General features: G+C 70.0%; 15 protein-coding genes. 13 read left to right on the top strand and 2 right to left on the bottom strand.

What is annotated here, in order from left to right; genetic code table 11:
- Nucleotides 1–22: 22 nt before the first annotated feature.
- Complete coding sequence (locus TSO352_RS09495) at nt 23–439, bottom strand: c-type cytochrome (RefSeq protein WP_109107091.1); 417 nt, start codon at nt 437–439, stop codon at nt 23–25.
- Nucleotides 440–957: 518 nt separating this feature from the next.
- On the opposite strand from TSO352_RS09495, the gene TSO352_RS09500 reads away from it, so the two are divergent.
- From TSO352_RS09500 to TSO352_RS09560, 13 genes are all read left to right on the top strand, one after another.
- Entirely contained in the window at nt 958–2,622 is a 1,665-nt protein-coding gene (locus TSO352_RS09500; protein WP_109107092.1) for an aromatic/alkene/methane monooxygenase hydroxylase/oxygenase subunit alpha, read from the top strand.
- Nucleotides 2,623–2,728: 106 nt separating this feature from the next.
- Nucleotides 2,729–3,787, top strand: a complete 1,059-nt coding sequence (locus TSO352_RS09505; RefSeq protein ID WP_109107093.1) for a 2Fe-2S iron-sulfur cluster-binding protein — start codon at nt 2,729–2,731, stop codon at nt 3,785–3,787.
- Between the two features lie 32 nt (nt 3,788–3,819).
- Nucleotides 3,820–4,968, top strand: a complete 1,149-nt coding sequence (locus tag TSO352_RS09510) for an aromatic/alkene monooxygenase hydroxylase subunit beta (RefSeq protein WP_109107094.1) — start codon at nt 3,820–3,822, stop codon at nt 4,966–4,968.
- Nucleotides 4,969–5,002: 34 nt separating this feature from the next.
- A complete protein-coding gene (locus TSO352_RS09515) occupies nt 5,003–5,359 on the top strand; it encodes an MmoB/DmpM family protein (protein WP_085086548.1) in 357 nt (118 codons plus the stop codon).
- An 88-nt stretch (nt 5,360–5,447) separates the two neighbouring features.
- Nucleotides 5,448–7,097, top strand: coding sequence for a molecular chaperone GroEL (locus TSO352_RS09520; RefSeq protein ID WP_109107095.1), 1,650 nt, complete (start codon nt 5,448–5,450; stop codon nt 7,095–7,097).
- A 409-nt stretch (nt 7,098–7,506) separates the two neighbouring features.
- Complete coding sequence (locus TSO352_RS09525) at nt 7,507–9,648, top strand: sigma-54-dependent Fis family transcriptional regulator (RefSeq protein ID WP_109107096.1); 2,142 nt, start codon at nt 7,507–7,509, stop codon at nt 9,646–9,648.
- Nucleotides 9,649–9,700: 52 nt separating this feature from the next.
- Nucleotides 9,701–10,075, top strand: coding sequence for a ribbon-helix-helix domain-containing protein (locus TSO352_RS09530; protein WP_109107097.1), 375 nt, complete (start codon nt 9,701–9,703; stop codon nt 10,073–10,075).
- A gap of 374 nt (nt 10,076–10,449) precedes the next feature.
- Nucleotides 10,450–11,106: an aldehyde dehydrogenase iron-sulfur subunit PaoA gene (paoA, locus tag TSO352_RS09535; RefSeq protein ID WP_109107098.1), complete on the top strand. Its 657-nt coding sequence runs from the start codon at nt 10,450–10,452 to the stop codon at nt 11,104–11,106.
- Nucleotides 11,103–12,053 (top strand): xanthine dehydrogenase family protein subunit M, encoded by a 951-nt coding sequence (locus TSO352_RS09540; protein WP_109107099.1) that lies wholly within the window; start codon nt 11,103–11,105, stop codon nt 12,051–12,053. The genes paoA and TSO352_RS09540 overlap by 4 nt, the downstream gene beginning before the upstream one ends.
- Before the next feature lie 3 nt (nt 12,054–12,056).
- Nucleotides 12,057–14,258, top strand: coding sequence for an aldehyde oxidoreductase molybdenum-binding subunit PaoC (gene paoC / locus TSO352_RS09545; RefSeq protein ID WP_109107100.1), 2,202 nt, complete (start codon nt 12,057–12,059; stop codon nt 14,256–14,258).
- A 124-nt stretch (nt 14,259–14,382) separates the two neighbouring features.
- Nucleotides 14,383–14,868, top strand: coding sequence for a DUF2946 family protein (locus tag TSO352_RS09550; RefSeq protein WP_109107101.1), 486 nt, complete (start codon nt 14,383–14,385; stop codon nt 14,866–14,868).
- 63 nt (nt 14,869–14,931) lie between these two features.
- On the top strand, nt 14,932–15,465 hold the full coding sequence (locus TSO352_RS09555; RefSeq protein ID WP_109107102.1) for a YcnI family protein: 534 nt from the start codon (nt 14,932–14,934) through the stop codon (nt 15,463–15,465).
- A 158-nt stretch (nt 15,466–15,623) separates the two neighbouring features.
- Nucleotides 15,624–17,300 carry a copper resistance protein CopC gene (locus TSO352_RS09560; protein WP_109107103.1) on the top strand — a complete coding sequence of 559 codons (1,677 nt, stop codon included), beginning with the start codon at nt 15,624–15,626 and terminating at the stop codon, nt 17,298–17,300.
- Between the two features lie 139 nt (nt 17,301–17,439).
- Here TSO352_RS09560 and TSO352_RS09565 read toward each other — a convergent pair whose 3' ends face one another.
- The gene (locus TSO352_RS09565; RefSeq protein ID WP_109107379.1) at nt 17,440–18,198 is read right to left on the bottom strand and encodes a FadR/GntR family transcriptional regulator; all 759 of its coding nucleotides are present in this window, start codon (nt 18,196–18,198) and stop codon (nt 17,440–17,442) included.
- Nucleotides 18,199–18,337: the final 139 nt, after the last annotated feature.

Consider the following 18,337-nt stretch of genomic DNA (forward strand, 5'->3'; position numbering starts at 1 on the left):
CGATGGCGTTGGGGGGCCGGCGTCACTGTTTGGTGCTGGGGTTGGCACTGGCGCTGGTGATGGTCTGCAGAAAGCTGATGATGCTCTTGCGGACACTGTCGTCGTCCTGCCGGTAGTTCATGTAGCTGCCGGGCACGAAGGCGTTGGAGTTGGTCAGCCAGCGCTCCAGATGCCCGGCATCCCAGGCGAAACCGGCGCCGCGCAGCGCATCGGAATACTCGAAGCGGTCCGCCGTGCCGGCCTTGCGGCCGATCACCCCGTAGAGCGGCGGCCCGGCGCGTGGCCCGTCGTCCTTCTTCACCGAATGGCAGGTTCCGCATTGCTGGCGGAACAGGGCTTCGCCTTCCGCCGCCGCCGATTTCCCGGTGAAGGGTGAGAACGGTATCATCAAGAGGAGCAGCAGCATCACCCAGCGGCGCGGCGACAGCCTCGCGTGCATCGCGTGCCTCATCGTTTCAAATCCCTCCCGAAGCGTTGGGTCGGCGCCCGTTGTGGTTCGCCTCCGGGTCAGCCGGGGCGGCGCCGTCGACCGGGAAAGAGCAAGCGTCATGCCAGCCTGCAAAAAGGCGCCGTCGGCATGGTCGAAAGCCGCTTTCCCGGGCGTGGCGCCGGTCCCGGCCGTCCCGACTGTTTCGTTTTGAGACACCGGCCCGCGACATATCGTCCCACATTGGGACAGTGCGTGACACGAACTTTCTTTAAAACGGCCCATGGGCATGGCCCGGTGTTTTGGCACGGTCGTTGCTTTATGGGGCTGACGATGCGCCCGCCCCGGTTCGGCGGACGCAAGCGGCCTGAGGCCGGCAGCCTTCGACGATCGGGCTGCCGACCGGTGCCATTCCCGCCGACATCGCCTGGCCCGCAAGCCGACGCCCCTTCGTCCGGCCTCTTGCGGCCGACGCGACCCTTCAGGCCCGTCACCGGATCAACACCATCAAAATCATGGGGAGAGACGACATGCCGGATGGATTGACGCTGAACAAGATCACCAGCCAGAAGGGCATCGGCATCAGCGAGGCGGCGCGCCGTGTCGCCGACCTCGGCTGGACGCCGTCCTACGTCAAGGAGGCGATGGCCTTTCCGACCGACTACAAGATCTCCAAGGCGCCGCGCGACCCGATGAAGCAGGTCCTGCGCTCCTACTTCCCGATGCAGGAGGAGAAGGACAACCGCGTCTATGGCGCGCTGGACGCGGCGCTGCGCGGCGACATGTTCCGCAACGTCGAACCGCGCTGGATCGAATGGATGAAGCTGTTCCTGGCGATCATCCCCTTCCCGGAGATCTCGGCGGCGCGGTCGATGGCGACGCTGGGCCAGCTGGCGCCGGGCGACGACCTGCGCACCGGCTTCACCATGCAGATGATCGACGAGTTCCGGCACTCGACGATCCAGATGAACCTCAAGAAATGGTACATGGAGAACTACATCGACCCGGCCGGGTTCGACATCACCGAGAAGGCATTCGGCAAATGCTACGCCACCACCATCGGCCGGCAGTTCGGTGAAGCCTTCCTGACCGGCGACGCCATCACCGCGTCGAACATCTATCTGCAGGTCGTGGCGGAGACCGCCTTCACCAACACGCTGTTCGTCGCCATGCCGTCGGAAGCGGCGCGCAACGGCGACTATGCCCTGCCGACCGTCTTCCTGTCGGTGCAGAGCGACGAATCCCGCCACATCGGCAACGGCCATTCCATGCTGATGTCGGTGCTGAAAGAGCCGGACAACCATCTGCTGCTGGAACGGGACATCCGCTATTCCTTCTGGCAGAATCACATGATCGTCGACGCCGCCATCGGCACGATCATCGAATACGGCACCAAGCACCGCGACAAGAACAAGGAATCCTACGCCGAGCTGTGGCATCGCTGGATTTTCGAGGATTACTACCGCACCTACCTGCTGCCGCTGGAGAAGTACGGCATCAAGATCCACCACGACGACGTCCACGAAGCCTTCGACAGCATCGTCAAGAAGAACTACGTCCACAAGATCGCCCAGTTCTTCTCGGCCGGCTGGTGGGCCAACTTCTGGCGCATCGAGGCGATGACCGAGCGCGATTTCGAATGGTTCGAGAGCAAGTATCCGGGCTGGTACGACGAGTTCGGCGTCTGGTGGGAGAATTACGCCAAGCTCAGCAAGCCCGGCAGCGTGCCGATCACCTTCGCCGACACCGGCTACGTCTATCCGCACCGCTGCTGGTCGAGCCTGGTGCCCTGCGTCATCCGCGAGGATTTCCAGGTCGATGAGGTGGATGGCGAGCTGTTCACCTACGCCTCCGAGGTCGACCGCTGGACCCACAAGGAGGCGTTCGCCGCCGAATACCAGGGCCGCCCGACCCCAGCAATGGGGCGGTTCACCGGCCGGCGCCAGTGGGAGGAGGTCTATGACGGCTGGGACCTCGCCGACGCCATCCAGGACATGGGCTTCGTCCGCCCGGACGGGAAGACGCTGATCGCCCAGCCGCATCTGTCCTTCGAGGAGAAGGACATGTGGACGCTGGACCATGTGCGCGGCCACACCATCCGCAGCCCGCTGCTCGCCCTGCGCGGGATGACGCCGCAGCAGCGCCAGACGCACATCGACGAGTACCGCAAGGGCTTCAAAATCCGCCGGGTCTGATCCCCAGCCCTTTTGCCTGGGCCCGCCCCCCTTTCCGGATGGAGAGGGGGAACGGGGATCCCCTGCGGACATCACAGGCGGACATCACCGCGGAGATCGACAGACCATGACCGCACAAGCGCTACACGACAGCCCGGCCGTCCACACGGTGCGGCTGGAGCCGGTCGGCATCGAAATGGAGGTCGCGGAGGGGGAAACCATCCTCGACGCCGCCTTCCGCCAGGGCGTCTCGCTGATGCATGGCTGCAAGGAGGGGCAATGCTCCGCCTGCAAATGCCTGCTGATCGACGGCGACGTGGAGATGCTGAAATACTCCACCTTCGCGCTCTCCGATCCGGAGCGCGACAGCAACCACATCCTGCTGTGCCGCTCGCTGGCCTACAGCGACGTGGCGGTGGAACTGCTGAACTACGACGAGGATCTGCTGTCCCGCTCCATCCCGGTCAAGGACTTTGCCGCCCGGCTGGCCGCGGTGGAGCCGCTGACCCACGACATCGTCGCCATCGCGCTGGAGCTGGACCAGCCGATGAAATTCTGGGCCGGCCAGTATGTCGACATCACGTTGCCCGGAATCGGCCTCACCCGCTCCTTCTCGATGGGCAACCCGCCGGCCGACGGCAACCGGCTGGAGTTCATCATCAAGAAATACCCGGACGGCGCCTTCTCGCGCCAGTTGGACGGCGGCCTGTCGGTCGGCGACCGGGTGAGCGTCCGCGGTCCCTACGGCACCTGTTTCCGCCGCGAGGGGCGGGAGGGGCCGATGATCCTGGTCGGCGGCGGGTCGGGCATGGCGCCGCTGCTGTCGATCCTGCGCGATCAGGCCGCCAGCGGTGAAACCCGACCGGTGCGGCTCTTCTACGGCGCCCGCAGCCACAGGGACCTGTTCCACCTCGACCTGTTCGAGGAGTTCGCCCGCAGCCTGCCCGACTTCGCCTTCATCCCCGCCCTGTCGCACGCCGAGGAGGGCGACGGCTGGACCGGGGAGACCGGCTTCATCCACGAGGTGCTGCGCCGGCACCTGTCCGAGATGGCGGAGGTGGAGGAGGCCGACGTCTTCTCCTGCGGGCCGCCGCCGATGATCGACGCGGTCCTGCCGGTCCTGCAGATGGCCGGCGTCGATTCCGCACGCGTCTATTTCGACAAATTCACCCCCGCCACCCGCTGAGCCGGGATTTTGCAAATACGGGAGGAAAGACGATGACCATGCAGGACACCGAAACCAAATCCGCCGCCGCCGGGGCCAAGGCCTTTCCCGGTTCCGACAGCCGCCGCTACAACTACTTCGAACCGAAGGGGCGCAAGGCGACCCATTACGAGGACGTGACGGTCGACGTCCAGCCCGATCCGGAGCGCTACCTGCTCCAGAACTGGATCATTTCCTTCGGCGACGGCACGCCGACCTATTCCAAGGACTGGACGGCGCTGGCGTGCACCGACTGGCACGGCTTCCGCGCCCCCGACCAGGAGTGGGAACGCACCCATTACCAGCGCCAGTCGACCATCGTCGGCATGATCCAGAACGTGGTGGAGAACGCGCGGCGTGCCGGCGCGCCGGCGCGCTTCGACAAGGCCTGGGTCACCCTGCTGCAGAACCATGTCGGCGCCTTCAAGCACGCCGAATATGGGCTGGGCACCGCGCTGATGCGGGCGCAGCGCTACGGCTACACCCAGATGGTGAACAACGCCATCCTGACCAACGCCTCCTACAAGCTGCGCTTCGCCCAGGACCTGACGCTCTATCTGGCTGAAATCGGCAGCGATATTGCCGGATCCAATGGGGGCGGCTTCGACCTCGACGCCGGCAAGGCGCACTGGCTGGATGACCCGATCTGGCAGCCCTGCCGCGAGGCGGTGGAGCACATCCGCGCCGCGACCGACTTCCTGGAGCAGTATTTCGCCGTCAACCTCGTCTTCGAACCGCTGGTGGGCGAGCTGTTCCGCAGCGGCTTCGTCATGCAGGTCGCCGCGGCGCAGAACGACTTCTCCACCCCGTCGGTCATCTCGGCGGCCGAGGCCGACTATGAACGCAACCTCGCCAACGCGGTGGAACTGTTCGCCCTGCTGCTGCGCGACCCGGCGCATGGCGAGGCGAACCGCGCCATCCTGCAGCGCTGGTTCGCCCACCATGCCGGGCTGGCGGTGAAGGCGGCGTTGCAGCTCCAGCCGCTGTGGTCGCTGCCCCGGGTGAAGGCGGCCAGCTTCGTCGAGGCGTTCGACCGGGCGCGCAACCGCGTCGCCGCCATCGGGCGCGAGATCGGCATCGACGCCGACCTGCCGGCCCTGCCGCCGATGGAGGTGGGGCAGCCCGCTTCCGCGCCCGCGATTACCGACGCCGCGGCCGAGTAAGCCATCCCGCATTTCCGCCAAGAGGACGAAAGCCATGAGCGTCACCACCGTGCAGCAGCTCTTCAAGCCGCTGAAGGACATCACCCAGGACGGCACCATCTCCCACCAGTGCGGCGTGACGATGAACGACAGCGTCGAAGCGCGCTGCATCGCCGAGGTGATGGAGAGCAAGCCCGGCATCACCGTCACCTACCTGCCGGCGATGATCCGCATCGACGGCGAAGGCAAGATCGAGTTCAAGATGAGCGAGATCGGCGAAGCGCTGGGCCGCGAGATGACCCCGCACATCTTCGAGATCTCCACCTCCACCCACTATGGCCGCATGGTCATGATCGACGAGGACACCGTCGTCCTCTTCGGCAACATGGACGACGCGCTCGCCTACGAATGAGCGCGGACGGGGCGGGGTCCGCTCAGGTCCGGTGGGCCCCGCCCCCCTTTTTAAATCCGCAAAATCAAGAATGGGAGGGAACGAGACCATGCCGAAGATGATGCTGCACCAGGCCGAGGCGCGGGCCGCGCTGGCGCGCGGGGTTGGGAAGCTGGCGCTGGCGGTGCGCGGCACCTTGGGGCCGAAGGGCACCAACGCGATCATCGACCGCCCGATCGGCACGCCGATGATCTCGCGCGACGGCGTCAGCATCGCCGCGGAGATCGAGCTGCCCTGCCGCTTCGAGAATATGGGCGCGCAGGTGGTGCGCGAGGTGTCGAAGCAGACCAACGACGTCGCCGGCGACGGCACCACCACCGCCACCGTGCTGGCCGACGCGCTGATCCAGGACGGCGTCGCCGTGCTGGCCAATGGTTATGGCTCGGTCGAGCTGATCGCGGGGATGGAGCGCGCCTGCGGCTTCGTCATCGACCAGCTCCGCCAGATGGCCCGGCCGCTGGACGGCGATGCCCGGCTGGAACAGGTGGCGACCGTCGCCGCGACCGACCCGGCGCTCGGCCGGCTGGTGGCGGATGCCCTTGGCCGGGTCGGTGCCGAGGGGGTGATCGACATCGAATACGGCCAGCCGGGCGCGGTGACGGCGTTGCATGTGCTGGAGGGCATGGTGCTCGACCGCGGTTTCCTGTCCCACCACATGGCGACGGAGCCCAGCGGCCAGACCGCGGTGCTGGAGCGGCCGCACATCCTGCTGACCGACCACAAGATCGCCGATCCGGAACCGGTCCTGCGCCTGATCGACCGCATCGCCGACAAGCGCCCGCTGCTGATCGTCGCCGACAGCGTTGCGCCGGAGGTGGTGGCGGCGCTGATGGCGCTGCGCCGCGACGGCCGCGCCACCGTGGTGGCGATCAACCCGCCGGAGTTCGGCCACTGGCGTCAGGCGACGATGGAGGACATCGCCATCCTGACCGGCGGGCGGGTGGTCGCCCGCGACCTGGGCGGCCGGCTCGACGCGGTGACGGCGGAGGATCTGGGGAGCGCCGACCGTGTCGAGGTCTCCGCCGCCCGCACCGCCATTCTGCGCGGCCATGGCCGTGCCGACGCGCTGGCGGCCCGCCGCGCCCTGGTCCAGCGCCAATGGGAGGAGGCGCCGCCCAACATCGAGCGGGACAAGCTGTCCCAGCGGCTGGCCAAGCTGACGCACGGCACCGCCCTGATCGAGGTCGGCGGCGCCACCCCGGTGGAGCAGAAACGCACCGCGCAGCTTCTGGAGGACTCGCTCGCCGCCGCCCGCGCCGCGCTGGCCGAGGGGGTGGTGCCCGGCGGCGGCACCGCGCTGGCCCGCGTCGCCCCGCTGCTCGACCGGCTGGCCGAGGATGTCGGGGAGGGCGAGCGCGCCGCCCTGGTGGAGGGGGTGCGGCTGGTGCAGCGGGCGATGCTGCAACCGCTGATCTGCATCGCCGCAAACGGTGGCCTGGATGGCGCCGCCGTCGCCGCCCGCGTCGCCGGGCTTCCCGACGGCGCCGGCTTCGATGCCCGGACCGGCCGGTTCGGCGACCTGTTCGCCGCCGGCATCATCGACCCGGTCAAGGTCACCACGCTCGCCCTGCTGAACGCGGTGTCGGTCGCCAAGCTGGTCCTGACCACCCACACCCTGATCGCCGACATCCCCGACGACGTCGATCCCACCGCCGGCCCGGCCCGCGGCGGCGGCATGGAGCGCTATGGGCGTGCCTGATCCCAAAAGCAACCGCATACGGGAACTGCCTTCCTTGATGAGGGTTTCCGTCATCCCCGCGAAGGCGGGGATCCAGTGTTTCCCAAGCGAAACCAATGGGTAAGCCTGGATCCCCGCCTTCGCGGGGATGACGGGTTTCCTTGGAAGGGAACATGATCGTCATATGCGACTGCCCTGAGTTGACCCCCCGTCGCCGTTGGCGGGCACCTCCCCCTTTGGAGAAAGGAGCAAGGAAAAAGGCCATAGAGTATTCCGCTACTACCGCTCCCGCTTCGGTTCGGCTTATGGTTTCTTATACGAACAATTCCGGATGCGGAGGACTTCGGGGCGAACCTCCGCATCCGGACCCAAGAACAATCGGCGCACGAGACGGACACCGCGAAAGACGCCGGGAAGCAGGGAGGGGAATGTGTTGGCCAACGACAAGATCGGCATCGGCCGTCTGGCCGTCGCCTCGTCCGGTCCGGCGTTCCATGCGCTGGTGGACGGCGAAACGGCGACGATGAAGGCGTGGGAGGATTTCGTGTCCGGGTCGCGGCGGGAGAATTTGCCGGTCCGCGATGTGGTGGTGCGGTCCTGGGCCCGCTGCCAGAGCTTTCTGGTCGACGCGCGGGCGGACGCCGCGCCGGTGATCGCGGCCGACCACATCGAGGCGCTGCGCCGCGACAACCGCGACCTGCTCCAGGCGGCGGCCACGACGCTGGCGGAGGCGGCCGACCTGCTGGCCGGCACCCGGACGGTGATGCTGATCACCGACGCCAACGGCGTGGTGCTGGAGGCCGCCGGCGACCGCGCGACGCTGAGCGCGGCCCGCGACATCAGCCTGGCCTGCGGCGGCCATTGGAGCGAGAATTGCGCCGGCACCAACGGCATCGGCACGGCGCTGGCGTCCAAACAGCCGGTGCTGGTCCAGGCGGCGGAGCATTACTGCGCCGGCATCAAGGGATGGAGCTGCGCCGGGGCGCCGATCCACGATCCGGTCGACGGGTCGGTCGTCGGGCTGCTCGACATCTCCGGGTTGAAACAGGGCTTCAGCGGGCAGGCGCTGGCGCTGGCGGTGGTCGCCGCCCGGCAGGTCGAATGGAACCTCGCCCGCCAGACCGAGGCCGAGCATGTGCGCCTGCTGGAAGCCTGCCTGGAGGACAGCCAGAAATACGCCGGCGAGGGGCTGATTGCGCTGGATGCCCGCGGGCGCCTGCTCTACGCCAGCCGCAAGGCGGCGCATCTGTTGCGGGCCAGCCTCGGGTCCGACCTGCCGCAACTGAGCCGGGGGGCGCGGCTGCCCATCGTTGGCGCCACGGACCCGGCGGGCGATGCGGCCATCGTTGGCGGCGGCCGGCTGCCGGTGCCGGCCGACTGGGTCCGCCCGCTGATGCTGGACGGGGAGCGGCGGGGGACGCTGCTGGTCATTCCCGGCGCCGTCTCGGCCCGCCCGGCGGCCGGGCGCCGGACGGTGCCCGCGGTGCTCGACGAGTCCGACCAGGCGCGCTCGCGCTTCGCCGACATCGTCGGGGCCAGCGACAGCCTGCGCGCGGTGATCGGGCAGGGCGAACGTCTGGCGCCGCTGCCGGTCCCCATCCTGATCGAGGGTGAGACCGGGGTGGGCAAGGAGCTGTTCGCCCGCGCCATCCACGGCCACAGCGCGGCGGCCGGCGGCCCCTTCGTGCCGTTCAACTGCGGCGCCGTCTCGCGCGAGATGCTGGGCAGCGAACTGTTCGGCTATGTGCGCGGCGCCTTCACCGGTGCGGCGACCGAGGGGCGGATCGGCCGTTTCGAACTGGCGGACGGCGGCACGCTGTGCCTGGACGAGATCGGCGAGCTGCCGCTCGACCTCCAGCCCTATCTGCTGCGGGTGCTGGAGGAGGGGGTACTGTACCGCATCGGCGACAACACGCCGCGCCGGGTGTCGGTGCGGCTGCTCGCCATGACCAACCGCAATCTGCGGCAGGAGGTCGCCGCCGGCCGCTTCCGCCGCGACCTCTACCACCGCCTCGCCGTGACCGCGCTGCGGGTGCCGCCGCTGCGGGAGCGGCAGGGCGACGTGCCGCGCCTGATCGCCCATTTCAACGGCCTGCTGGCCGAGCGGCATGGGCGCGGTCCGGTCCGCTTCACCGCCGCGGCGCTCGACCGCCTGCATCGCTACGACTGGCCGGGCAACGTGCGGGAGCTGAGAAACCTGGTCGAGCGCGCGGTCCTGCTGTCGACCGGCGGCCTCGTCGATGTCGACGATCTTCCGGAAGAGCTGAGTCCGTCCTGCGGCCGTGGGGACAGCGACGGCTGGTCTTTGCAGGGACCGGCGATGCCGCTCGCCACTCAGCCGAGCATGGCGTCGCCCATTTCCCCGCCGATGTCGCTGACCGTCACCGAGCAGCGGACGATCGAGGACGTCATCATGGCAACCGGCGGCAACCTGTCGGACGCCGCGGCGGTGCTCGGCATCTCGCGCAGCACGCTGTACCGGAAGATGAGCCTGCACGGCATCCGGCGCACCGCGGCCGGCAAGGCGCGGCCCGATCAGGGCACGGTCGGCTGCGGGTTCGGTCAGGCCTGACACCGGCCAGGGCATCGCATAACGGGACCATGGTTCCGAGGGAGGCTGCGGCATGTGCCAGATCGTCGTCAACACCGACCCGATCCTGTACGAGGCGCGGTCCCGTTCGGTGCGCATCCACGGCATGGTCACCAGCATCCGGCTGGAAAACCTGTTCTGGAACGTCCTGGCCGACATCGCGGCGGAACAGGGCACCACCACCAACCGGCTGATCGTCACGCTGCACGACGAGGTGGTGGAGGTCCATGGCGCCGTGCAGAATCTGGCCTCCTTCCTGCGCGTCAGTTGCGTGCGCTATCTGACCATGGCGGCGGGGGAAGCGTCGGTGTCCGCGTCGCACGGGACGGCGCCCGCCGCCCCCTCCACCGACGACGGCGCGTCCGTCGTCGCCTTATGGCGGGACCGTCCTCCCCCCGATCGGGTGTGAGGGGCGGCCGGCGCGGTCCAGTTCCGGCCGTCCGTCCGCCGGATGCACCGTGCCGAATGCCGGCCTGCGCTGTTGTCGTTTCGCCGGCACCATCCGCACCGATGCGCCGTATGGCGGCTGATCGGCCGAACCGGTCCGATCATCGCGCGGAATCTCCCATAACCGCCGGAAGGCCCCATTCGTTTCATGAGCTGGACGAATAGGCCCTATCGACGGCGGACCGCTAATCACCGGCCGCGGGCGACCCAGCTGTTTGACCAGCGGTTCCGGAACCCGTCGGTGGAAACGGGCACCGCGACGCTGTCCGTGGTCCGCCCCGGCCAACGGGGCCGAACCGACCGACACCGCTTCAACGAACAGGATGGAAGCACGCGATGGATCCTCTCGCCGACCTCGACATGACGCGGCGCGGCCTGCTGATGGGAACGGCGGCCACGGTCGCGTTGACGGTGGGAAGCTTGCCGATGCCCGCCCGGGCGGCGACCGGTGAACCCGCCCCGCAACCGGTCGCGTCGCCGGTCACGGCGACGGTGTCCTTCACCGTGAACGGCACGGCCCACGATCTGGCGCTCGACACGCGGACCACGCTGCTCGACGCGTTGCGCGAGCACCTGCACCTCACCGGTCCGAAGAAGGGCTGCGACCACGGCCAGTGTGGCGCCTGCACGGTGATCGTCGACGGCCGGCGGATCAATTCCTGCCTGTCGCTGGCGGTGATGCACCAGGGCGACCGCATCACCACCATCGAGGGGCTGGGCACGCCGGACAAGCTGCACCCGATGCAGGCGGCCTTCGTCAAGCATGACGGCTACCAGTGCGGCTACTGCACGCCGGGCCAGATTTGTTCCGCCGTCGCCGTGCTGAAGGAGATCGAGGACGGCATCCCCAGCCATGCGACCGCCGACCTGACGGCACGGCCGCGGCTGACCGCCGACGAGCTGCGCGAGCGCATGAGCGGCAACATCTGCCGCTGCGGCGCCTATTCCAACATCGTCGATGCGATCACCGAGGTCGCCGGGAGGGAAGCATGAGGCCCTTCAGCTATGAGCGCGCCCGGACGCCCGCCGACGCCGCGGCCGCGGCGGCGCGGACGCCGGGCGCCAAGTTCATCGCCGGCGGCACCAACCTGCTCGACCTGATGAAGCTGGAGATCGAGACGCCGCCGCACCTGATCGACGTCAACGGCCTGTCGCTCGACACCGTCGCGCCGACGCCCGATGGCGGCCTGCGCATCGGCGCGCTGGTGCGCAACACCGACCTCGCCGCCGATGACCGGGTGCGGCGCGACTATGGGCTGCTGTCGCGCGCGCTGCTGGCCGGCGCCTCGGGCCAGCTCCGCAACAAGGCGACGACCGCCGGCAACCTGCTCCAGCGCACCCGCTGCCCCTATTTCTACGACACGGCGCAGCCCTGCAACAAACGCCAGCCGGGCAGCGGTTGCGCCGCCATCGGCGGCTTCAGCCGCCAGCTCGCGGTGATCGGCGGCAGCGAGGCGTGCATCGCCACCCATCCCAGCGACATGGCGGTGGCGATGCGGGCGCTGGACGCCACGGTGGAGACGGTCCGGCCCGACGGCGCCACCCGCGGCATCCCGATCGCCGAGTTCCACCGGCTTCCCGGCGACACGCCGCACATCGAGACGGCGCTGGAGCCGGGCGAGCTGATCACCGCGGTGACCCTGCCGAAGCCGCTCGGCGGCCGGCACATCTACCGCAAGGTCCGCGACCGCGCGTCCTACGCCTTCGCCCTGGTCGCCGTCGGCGCCATCCTGCAGCCCGATGGCAGCGGCCGGGTGGCGCTGGGCGGGGTGGCGCACAAGCCGTGGCGGGTCGAGGCGGCCGAGGCCGAGCTGCCCCGTGGGGCGAAGGCCGCCGCCGCGGCGCTGCTCGCCGGCGCCAAGCCGACGCCCGAGAACGCCTTCAAGCTGCCGCTGGTCGAGCGCACGCTCGCCGCCGTGCTGGCCCAAGCGAAAGGCTGAGCCATGAAGTTCGACACCCCCGCGACCACCAACCCGATCGACCAGCTCAAGGTGGTCGGCGTATCGACCAGCCGCATCGACGGGCCGCTGAAGACCACCGGCACCGCGCCCTACGCCTACGAGCGGCATGATGTCGTGCCGAACCAAGCCTACGGCTATGTCGTCGGCGCCGGCATCGGCAAGGGCCGCATCGCGTCCCTGTCGGTCGCGGCGGCCAAGGCGGCGCCCGGCGTGCTCGCCGTGGTCACCGCGGACAACGCCGGCAAGCTCGGCAAGGGCCGGCTCAACATCGCCAAACTGCTGGGCGGCCCGGAGATCGACCATTACCATCAGGCCGTCGCCTTGGTCGTCGCCGAGAGCTTCGAGCAGGCGCGCGCCGCGGCCCAACTGATCCGCGTCGAGTATGAGCGTGGCGAGGGCCGGTTCGATCTGGCGCAGGCCAAGGCCGCCATGGGCGACGCGGCCGACGCGAAGAAGGAGGATTCGAACGTCGGCGACTTCGCCGCCGCGTTCGCCGCGGCCCCGGTCAAGCTCGACGAGACCTACCGCACGCCGGACCAGAGCCACGCGATGATGGAGCCGCACGCCACCGTCGCCGCCTGGGAGGGCGACCGGCTGACGGTCTGGACCTCCAACCAGATGGTCGACTGGACCACCGGCGATCTCGCCAGGACGCTGGGGATGCCGAAGGAGAAGGTCCGGCTCATCTCGCCCTTCGTCGGCGGCGGCTTCGGCGGCAAGCTGTTCCTGCGCGCCGACACGCTGCTGGCGGCGCTGGGCGCCCGCGCGGCCGGGCGGCCGGTCAAGGTGGCGCTGCAGCGGCCGCTGATGATGAACAACACCACGCACCGGCCGGCGACGATCCAGCGCATCCGCATCGGCGCGACCGCCGACGGGCGGATCACCGCCATCGCCCACGAAAGCTGGTCCGGCAACCTGCCCGACGGCAAGCCGGAGAACGCGGTGGACCAGACCCGCCTGCTCTACGCCGGCGCCAACCGCCTGACCGGGAACCGTCTGGCGGTGCTCGACCTGCCGGAGGGCAACGCGATGCGGGCGCCGGGCGAGGCGCCCGGCCTGATGGCGCTGGAGATCGCCATGGACGAGATGGCGGAGAGGCTCGGGCTCGACCCGGTCGAGTTCCGCATCCGCAACGACACCCAGGTCGATCCGGAGAAGCCGGAGCGGCCCTTCTCCAAGCGCCAGCTCGTCGAATGTCTGCGCGTCGGTGCCGAGCGGTTCGGCTGGGACAAGCGCAACCCGCGGCCGGGCGCGACGCGCGACGGGGACTGGCTGGTCGGGATCGGCATGGCCGCCGCCTTCCGCAACAACCTGCTGACCAAGTCGGCGGCGCGGGTGCGGCTGGACACGCGCGGGGTGGTGACGGTCGAAACCGACATGACCGACATCGGCACCGGCAGCTACACCATCATCGCCCAGACCGCGGCCGAGATGATGGGCGTCGGGCTGGACCGGGTGGTGGTGCGGCTGGGCGATTCCAGCTTCCCGGTGTCGGCCGGCTCGGGCGGGCAGTGGGGCGCCAACAACGCCACCGCTGGCGTCTACGCCGCCTGCGTCAAGCTGCGCGAGGCGGTGGCGCAGCGGCTGGGCGTCAATTCGGCCGACGCGCAATTCGCCGACGGGCAGGTGCGGTCCGGCAACCGCAGCGTCCCGCTCGCCCAGGCGGCGGGCGGCGGCGAGCTGTCGGCGGAGGACGCGATCGAGTATGGCGACCTTGGCAAGCGCTACCAGCAATCGACCTTCGGCGGCCATTTCGTCGAGGTCGCCGTCGACGCCGCCACCGGCGAGACCCGGGTGCGGCGCATGCTGGCGGTGTGCGCCGCCGGCCGCATCCTGAACCCGCTGTCGGCGCGCAGCCAAGTGATCGGCGCCATGACCATGGGCGTCGGCGCGGCGCTGATGGAGGAGCTGGCGGTGGACACGCGCAGCGGCTTCTTCGTCAACCACGACCTGGCCGGCTACGAGGTGCCGGTCCACGCCGACATCCCGCACCAGGAGGTGATCTTCCTCGACGAAACCGACCCGATCTCCTCGCCGATGAAGGCCAAGGGCGTCGGCGAGCTGGGGCTCTGCGGTGTCGGCGCCGCCGTCGCCAACGCGGTCTACAACGCCACCGGCGTCCGCGTGCGCGACTACCCGGTCACGCTGGACAAGCTGCTGGACCGCCTGCCGCCGCTGGCCTGACGCCCCGGATCGCCCATTGAGGGTGTGGGGGTGGGCCAATCGTCCCAGGAGTTGCGGAATGACTTGACCGGGTGGCGCCGACAGTGATGGATGGCGTACGTACATTTCTGGTGGTTCCGCTCGCATGGCCCGTCGCCGGACAGCCCGCCTCCTGCGCCTCGTGACACCGGCCGGTCTTCCGGCCGGTGTGGACGGGCTGCGCCGGGCGCTGGTCGGCTGGATCGCCGTGCTGGCCCTGCTGGTCCAGGTGGCCGTTCCCGACCTCGCCATGGCGGCGCGGGCGCGGGCCGGGCTGCCGGCCGGTGTGCTGACCGCGCTCGCCGAGTCCGATCACTGCCGTCCCGCCGAGGATGGCGGGCCGCCGGCCGGGGTCCACCGGGCGGACGGTCCGGGCCGCCCCGGCGGAGACAGCCCTGGCCATGAGGGCGCGGACCACGGCGCGCTCTGCGCCTTCTGCCTCGCCCTCGGCACCCACGGGCTGAGCCCCGGTTCCGTCGTCGTTCCCCCGCGTCCCGTCGTCCATGCCGCAGCGCCGGCTGCGGCGGAGCGCAGTGTGCGGCCGATCGACCAGTTCCTGACCTGCCTCAACCCGCGCGCTCCGCCGGCCTGACGGACCACCACCACCGTCAATGCCGGACCGCTGTCCGGCACCCATCCGTATCCGGAGCGCATCATGAATCGCATCCTTTCCCTGGCGCTCGGCGCCGGGACCCTTTGCCTTGCCTTGGCCGCGGGCACCGCCGCCGCCCACGTCACCCTGGAAACCCGCGAGGCGCCCGCCGGCAGCTATTACAAGGCGGTCCTGAAGGTCGGCCATGGCTGCGACGGCTCGCCGACCACCGCCATCCGCGTCCGCCTGCCCGACGGCGCCGTGCTGGCGAAGCCGATGCCCAAGCCGGGCTGGACGCTGTCGACCAAGGAGGGCCCCTACGCCCAGCCCTATGAGTCGCATGGCCGCAGCATCACACAGGGCGTTACCGAGCTGGCCTGGACCGGCGGCAGCCTGCCCGACGCCTGGTACGACGAGTTCGTCTTCCAGGTCGTGCTGCCCAAGTTGCCGGCCGGCACCGTCGTCCGCATCCCGGTGGTGCAGGAGTGCGAGAAGGGCGTCCACCGCTGGATCGAGATCCCGGAAGCCGGCAAGTCGGCGGACGATTATCGCGAGCCGGCGCCGGGCGTGACGCTGACCGAGCCGAAGGCGCATTGACCACCATCTTGACCGCGCTCAAGTCGTGTTGACCGGGTTCGGGTCACAGTGACCGGGCCCGGCTGCGGCCGGACCGCTGGGCCGCGTGCCGGAGCGCCGACAGGGCGTTTCCGGCACGCGGTCCTTCCGCACACCCTCCGCAAAGGCGGGATACCCCCATGTGTCGTGGCTCTCGACGCCGGCCGGCTCTCTGGCGCTTCCTTCTGCCCGGTGTTTTCCTCGGGCTGTTGCTGCTGGCCGGCTCGGCCCATCCGGGCTGGGCGCACGCCATCCTCATGGAGTCGGTTCCGGCCGACGGCGCGACCCTCGGCAGCGCGCCGGGCGAACTTCGCCTGCGCTTCAACGAACCGGTGACGCCGATCCGGGTCCAACTGCTCGACCCGCAGGGGCGGGACGCCGCCGCCCCGGAGGCGGCTTCGGCCGAGAATGACGGCGTCCGCCTCGCCCTGCCGCCGGGCCTGCCGACCGGCCTGTACGTCGCCAGCTACCGCGTGACCTCCGCCGACGGCCATCCGGTCACCGGGTCCTTCACCTTTGGCATCGGCGTGACGCCCCAACCGGCGGGACCGGCGGCGGAGACGGACGACCCGTCCCAACCCGCCGCGCTGGCCGGCGTGCTGCTGCGCACCCTGCATTACGCCAGCCTGCTGGCCGGCACCGGCGGCGGCCTGTTCCTGCTGCTGGTGACGGGGCGCTGGTCGCCGCTGGGCGACCGCCTCAAGCCCGGCCTGTGCCTGATGCTGCTGGCGGCGGCGCTGTCGGCGCTGCTGCTGGTCGGCACGACGGGGGTGGTGCTGACCGGCCGGCCGCTCGCCGATCTGGCGACCGGCGCGGCCTGGAGCACCGGCGCCGCGAGCAGCGTCGGCCTCAGCGCCGGGGTTGCCCTGCTGGCCATGCTCTGTTCCGCCAGCGGACTGGCGCTCGACAGCCGGCGGGCGGCCGGGCCGGCGCTGCTGGTGGCGGGCGCGGTGCTGGGCGCCGCCTCGCTGGCCGTCACCGGCCATGCCGCCACCGCCTCGCCGCGCTGGCTGAGCGCCCCGCTGGTCGGGGTGCATGGCCTGATGGCCGCCGTCTGGGTCGGCGCGCTGTGGCCGCTGACCGTGGCGCTACGGCTGGAAGCGCCGGCCGAGGCGGCCCGGCTGACCCGCCGCTTCTCGCGCCTCGCCGTCGCGGCGGTGGCGATCCTGCTGGGGGCCGGCGGCGTCCTGTCGGTGATCCAGCTCGGGTCGGTCGATGCGCTGTACGCGACCGGCTACGGCTGGCTGTGGTCGGCCAAGATGCTGGCGGTCCTGGCCCTGCTCGGGCTGGCGGCGTGGAACAAATGGTCGCTGACGCCGGCGCTCGACCGCGGCGACGGCCGGCCGGCCAGCCTTCTGCGGCGCAGCGTCGCCCTGGAGATGGCGGCGGTCGGCGCCGCGCTGCTGCTGACCGCGGCCTTCGCCCTCACCCCACCGCCGCGCGCGCTGGACGCCGCCGGCGAGCTGCGCCACGCCGGCCTGTCGACCGCCATCGTCAAGGGCGACCACATGGCGCTGGTCGACGTGAACCCGGCGGTGCCGGGGGTCAACGGCGTGCAGGTCCACCTGCAGGACGCCCAGGGCCAGCCGCTGGCCGCCCGCGAGGTGACGCTGGAATGGGAACTGCCGGCCGCCGGCGTGGCCCCGCTGCGCCGCACCCTGTCCGTTCTCGGGCCCGGGCTGTTCGGTGCCGACGATGTGACGCTGCCGCTGTCCGGCCGCTGGTCGCTGCGCCTGGACGTGCTGGTCGACGAGTTCGACAAGCAGATGTTCCGGACCGAACTGCCGATCGGGTCCACGGCAACGGGCGCGAACTGAGCGGCGATGACGTCCGGCGTCGCGCCGATATGTTGTAATCTTGCGCGCTGGGAAAGGACGCGGACCGACCGTCCCGCCGCAGTGTGCGTTTACATGTTGGGGAAATGGCGGAGGTGCGGTCCGACCGCTCGCCGTCCCGCTACAGGGACAGATCCAGCGTCCGCCCCTCGAACACGCGGCTGCGCGATCCCTCCAGGTGCTGGCGCATGCGGCTGCGGGCCGTTTCGGCATCGCGGGCGCGGATGGCTTCGAAAATGCCGCGATGCTCGTCGAACACCCCCGACAGCCCCGGGTTCGGCCCCATCAGCGACACGCCATGGAACTTCATCCCGACGGAGATGTGATCCTTCAGCGCCTGCATCGATGACAGGTAATAATGGTTGTTCGTCGCCTCGGCGATGGCGGTGTGGAAGGCGAAGTCGGCGTCCTCGCGATGCCGGTGGGCGCGGGTGGCGTCGCCCATCAGGCCCAGCGCCGCCACGATGTTGTCCAGCGCCGCCTCGTTCCAACGCAGGGCGGCGTGATAGGCGTGGTCCGGCTCGATGGTCAGCCGGAATTCATAGCAGCGCTGGATGTCGGCGATCGTCTCCACCGGCGCATAGCCCAGCAGCGGGCGGCTTTCCTCCACCGCCACACGGACGAAGCTGCCGGCGCCCTGCCGGGAATAGATCAGCCCCTCCGTCCGCAGGCGCTTCAACGCCTCCCGCACCACCGGGCGCGACACCTGGAAGCGGGTGGCGAGGTCGTTCTCGCCCGGCAGCCGTTCGTTGGGCTGGAAATCGCCGGCGCTGATCTGGGCCAGCAACTGCTGGTAAATCCGCTGGACGAGCGGCGTCTGGCGCCCCCGGGGGAGGTCCTCCCCCTCGCGCCGGCCCGGACCGTCGTTGACGGTCGTCATGTCCCGGCTGTCGACATCCACCGACCCTGCGCCCATCGTTCCGCTCCCAGCCTCTTGCTCACCGGCTCATCGGCCACCGGTAAATTTGTAAACATGTAACCGCCCAATTGCCAGCGTTTCAACACGGCCCGGCGTGGTG

Origin of the sequence: Azospirillum sp. TSO35-2 (assembly GCF_003116095.1) — a bacterium.
Classification (GTDB): Bacteria; Pseudomonadota; Alphaproteobacteria; order Azospirillales; family Azospirillaceae; genus Azospirillum.

What these genes read in the sequence shown, in the direction of transcription:
- TSO352_RS09555 (WP_109107102.1), top strand. Translation starts at nt 14,932, where the DNA reads ATGAATCGCATCCTTTCCCTGGCGCTCGGCGCCGGGACCCTTTGCCTT.
- TSO352_RS09565 (WP_109107379.1), bottom strand. Translation starts at nt 18,198, where the DNA reads ATGACGACCGTCAACGACGGTCCGGGCCGGCGCGAGGGGGAGGACCTC.
- TSO352_RS09540 (WP_109107099.1), top strand. Translation starts at nt 11,103, where the DNA reads ATGAGGCCCTTCAGCTATGAGCGCGCCCGGACGCCCGCCGACGCCGCG.
- TSO352_RS09530 (WP_109107097.1), top strand. Translation starts at nt 9,701, where the DNA reads ATGTGCCAGATCGTCGTCAACACCGACCCGATCCTGTACGAGGCGCGG.
- TSO352_RS09505 (WP_109107093.1), top strand. Translation starts at nt 2,729, where the DNA reads ATGACCGCACAAGCGCTACACGACAGCCCGGCCGTCCACACGGTGCGG.
- TSO352_RS09515 (WP_085086548.1), top strand. Translation starts at nt 5,003, where the DNA reads ATGAGCGTCACCACCGTGCAGCAGCTCTTCAAGCCGCTGAAGGACATC.
- TSO352_RS09495 (WP_109107091.1), bottom strand. Translation starts at nt 439, where the DNA reads ATGCACGCGAGGCTGTCGCCGCGCCGCTGGGTGATGCTGCTGCTCCTC.
- paoA (WP_109107098.1), top strand. Translation starts at nt 10,450, where the DNA reads ATGGATCCTCTCGCCGACCTCGACATGACGCGGCGCGGCCTGCTGATG.
- TSO352_RS09510 (WP_109107094.1), top strand. Translation starts at nt 3,820, where the DNA reads ATGACCATGCAGGACACCGAAACCAAATCCGCCGCCGCCGGGGCCAAG.
- paoC (WP_109107100.1), top strand. Translation starts at nt 12,057, where the DNA reads ATGAAGTTCGACACCCCCGCGACCACCAACCCGATCGACCAGCTCAAG.
- TSO352_RS09550 (WP_109107101.1), top strand. Translation starts at nt 14,383, where the DNA reads ATGGCCCGTCGCCGGACAGCCCGCCTCCTGCGCCTCGTGACACCGGCC.
- TSO352_RS09520 (WP_109107095.1), top strand. Translation starts at nt 5,448, where the DNA reads ATGCCGAAGATGATGCTGCACCAGGCCGAGGCGCGGGCCGCGCTGGCG.
- TSO352_RS09500 (WP_109107092.1), top strand. Translation starts at nt 958, where the DNA reads ATGCCGGATGGATTGACGCTGAACAAGATCACCAGCCAGAAGGGCATC.
- TSO352_RS09560 (WP_109107103.1), top strand. Translation starts at nt 15,624, where the DNA reads ATGTGTCGTGGCTCTCGACGCCGGCCGGCTCTCTGGCGCTTCCTTCTG.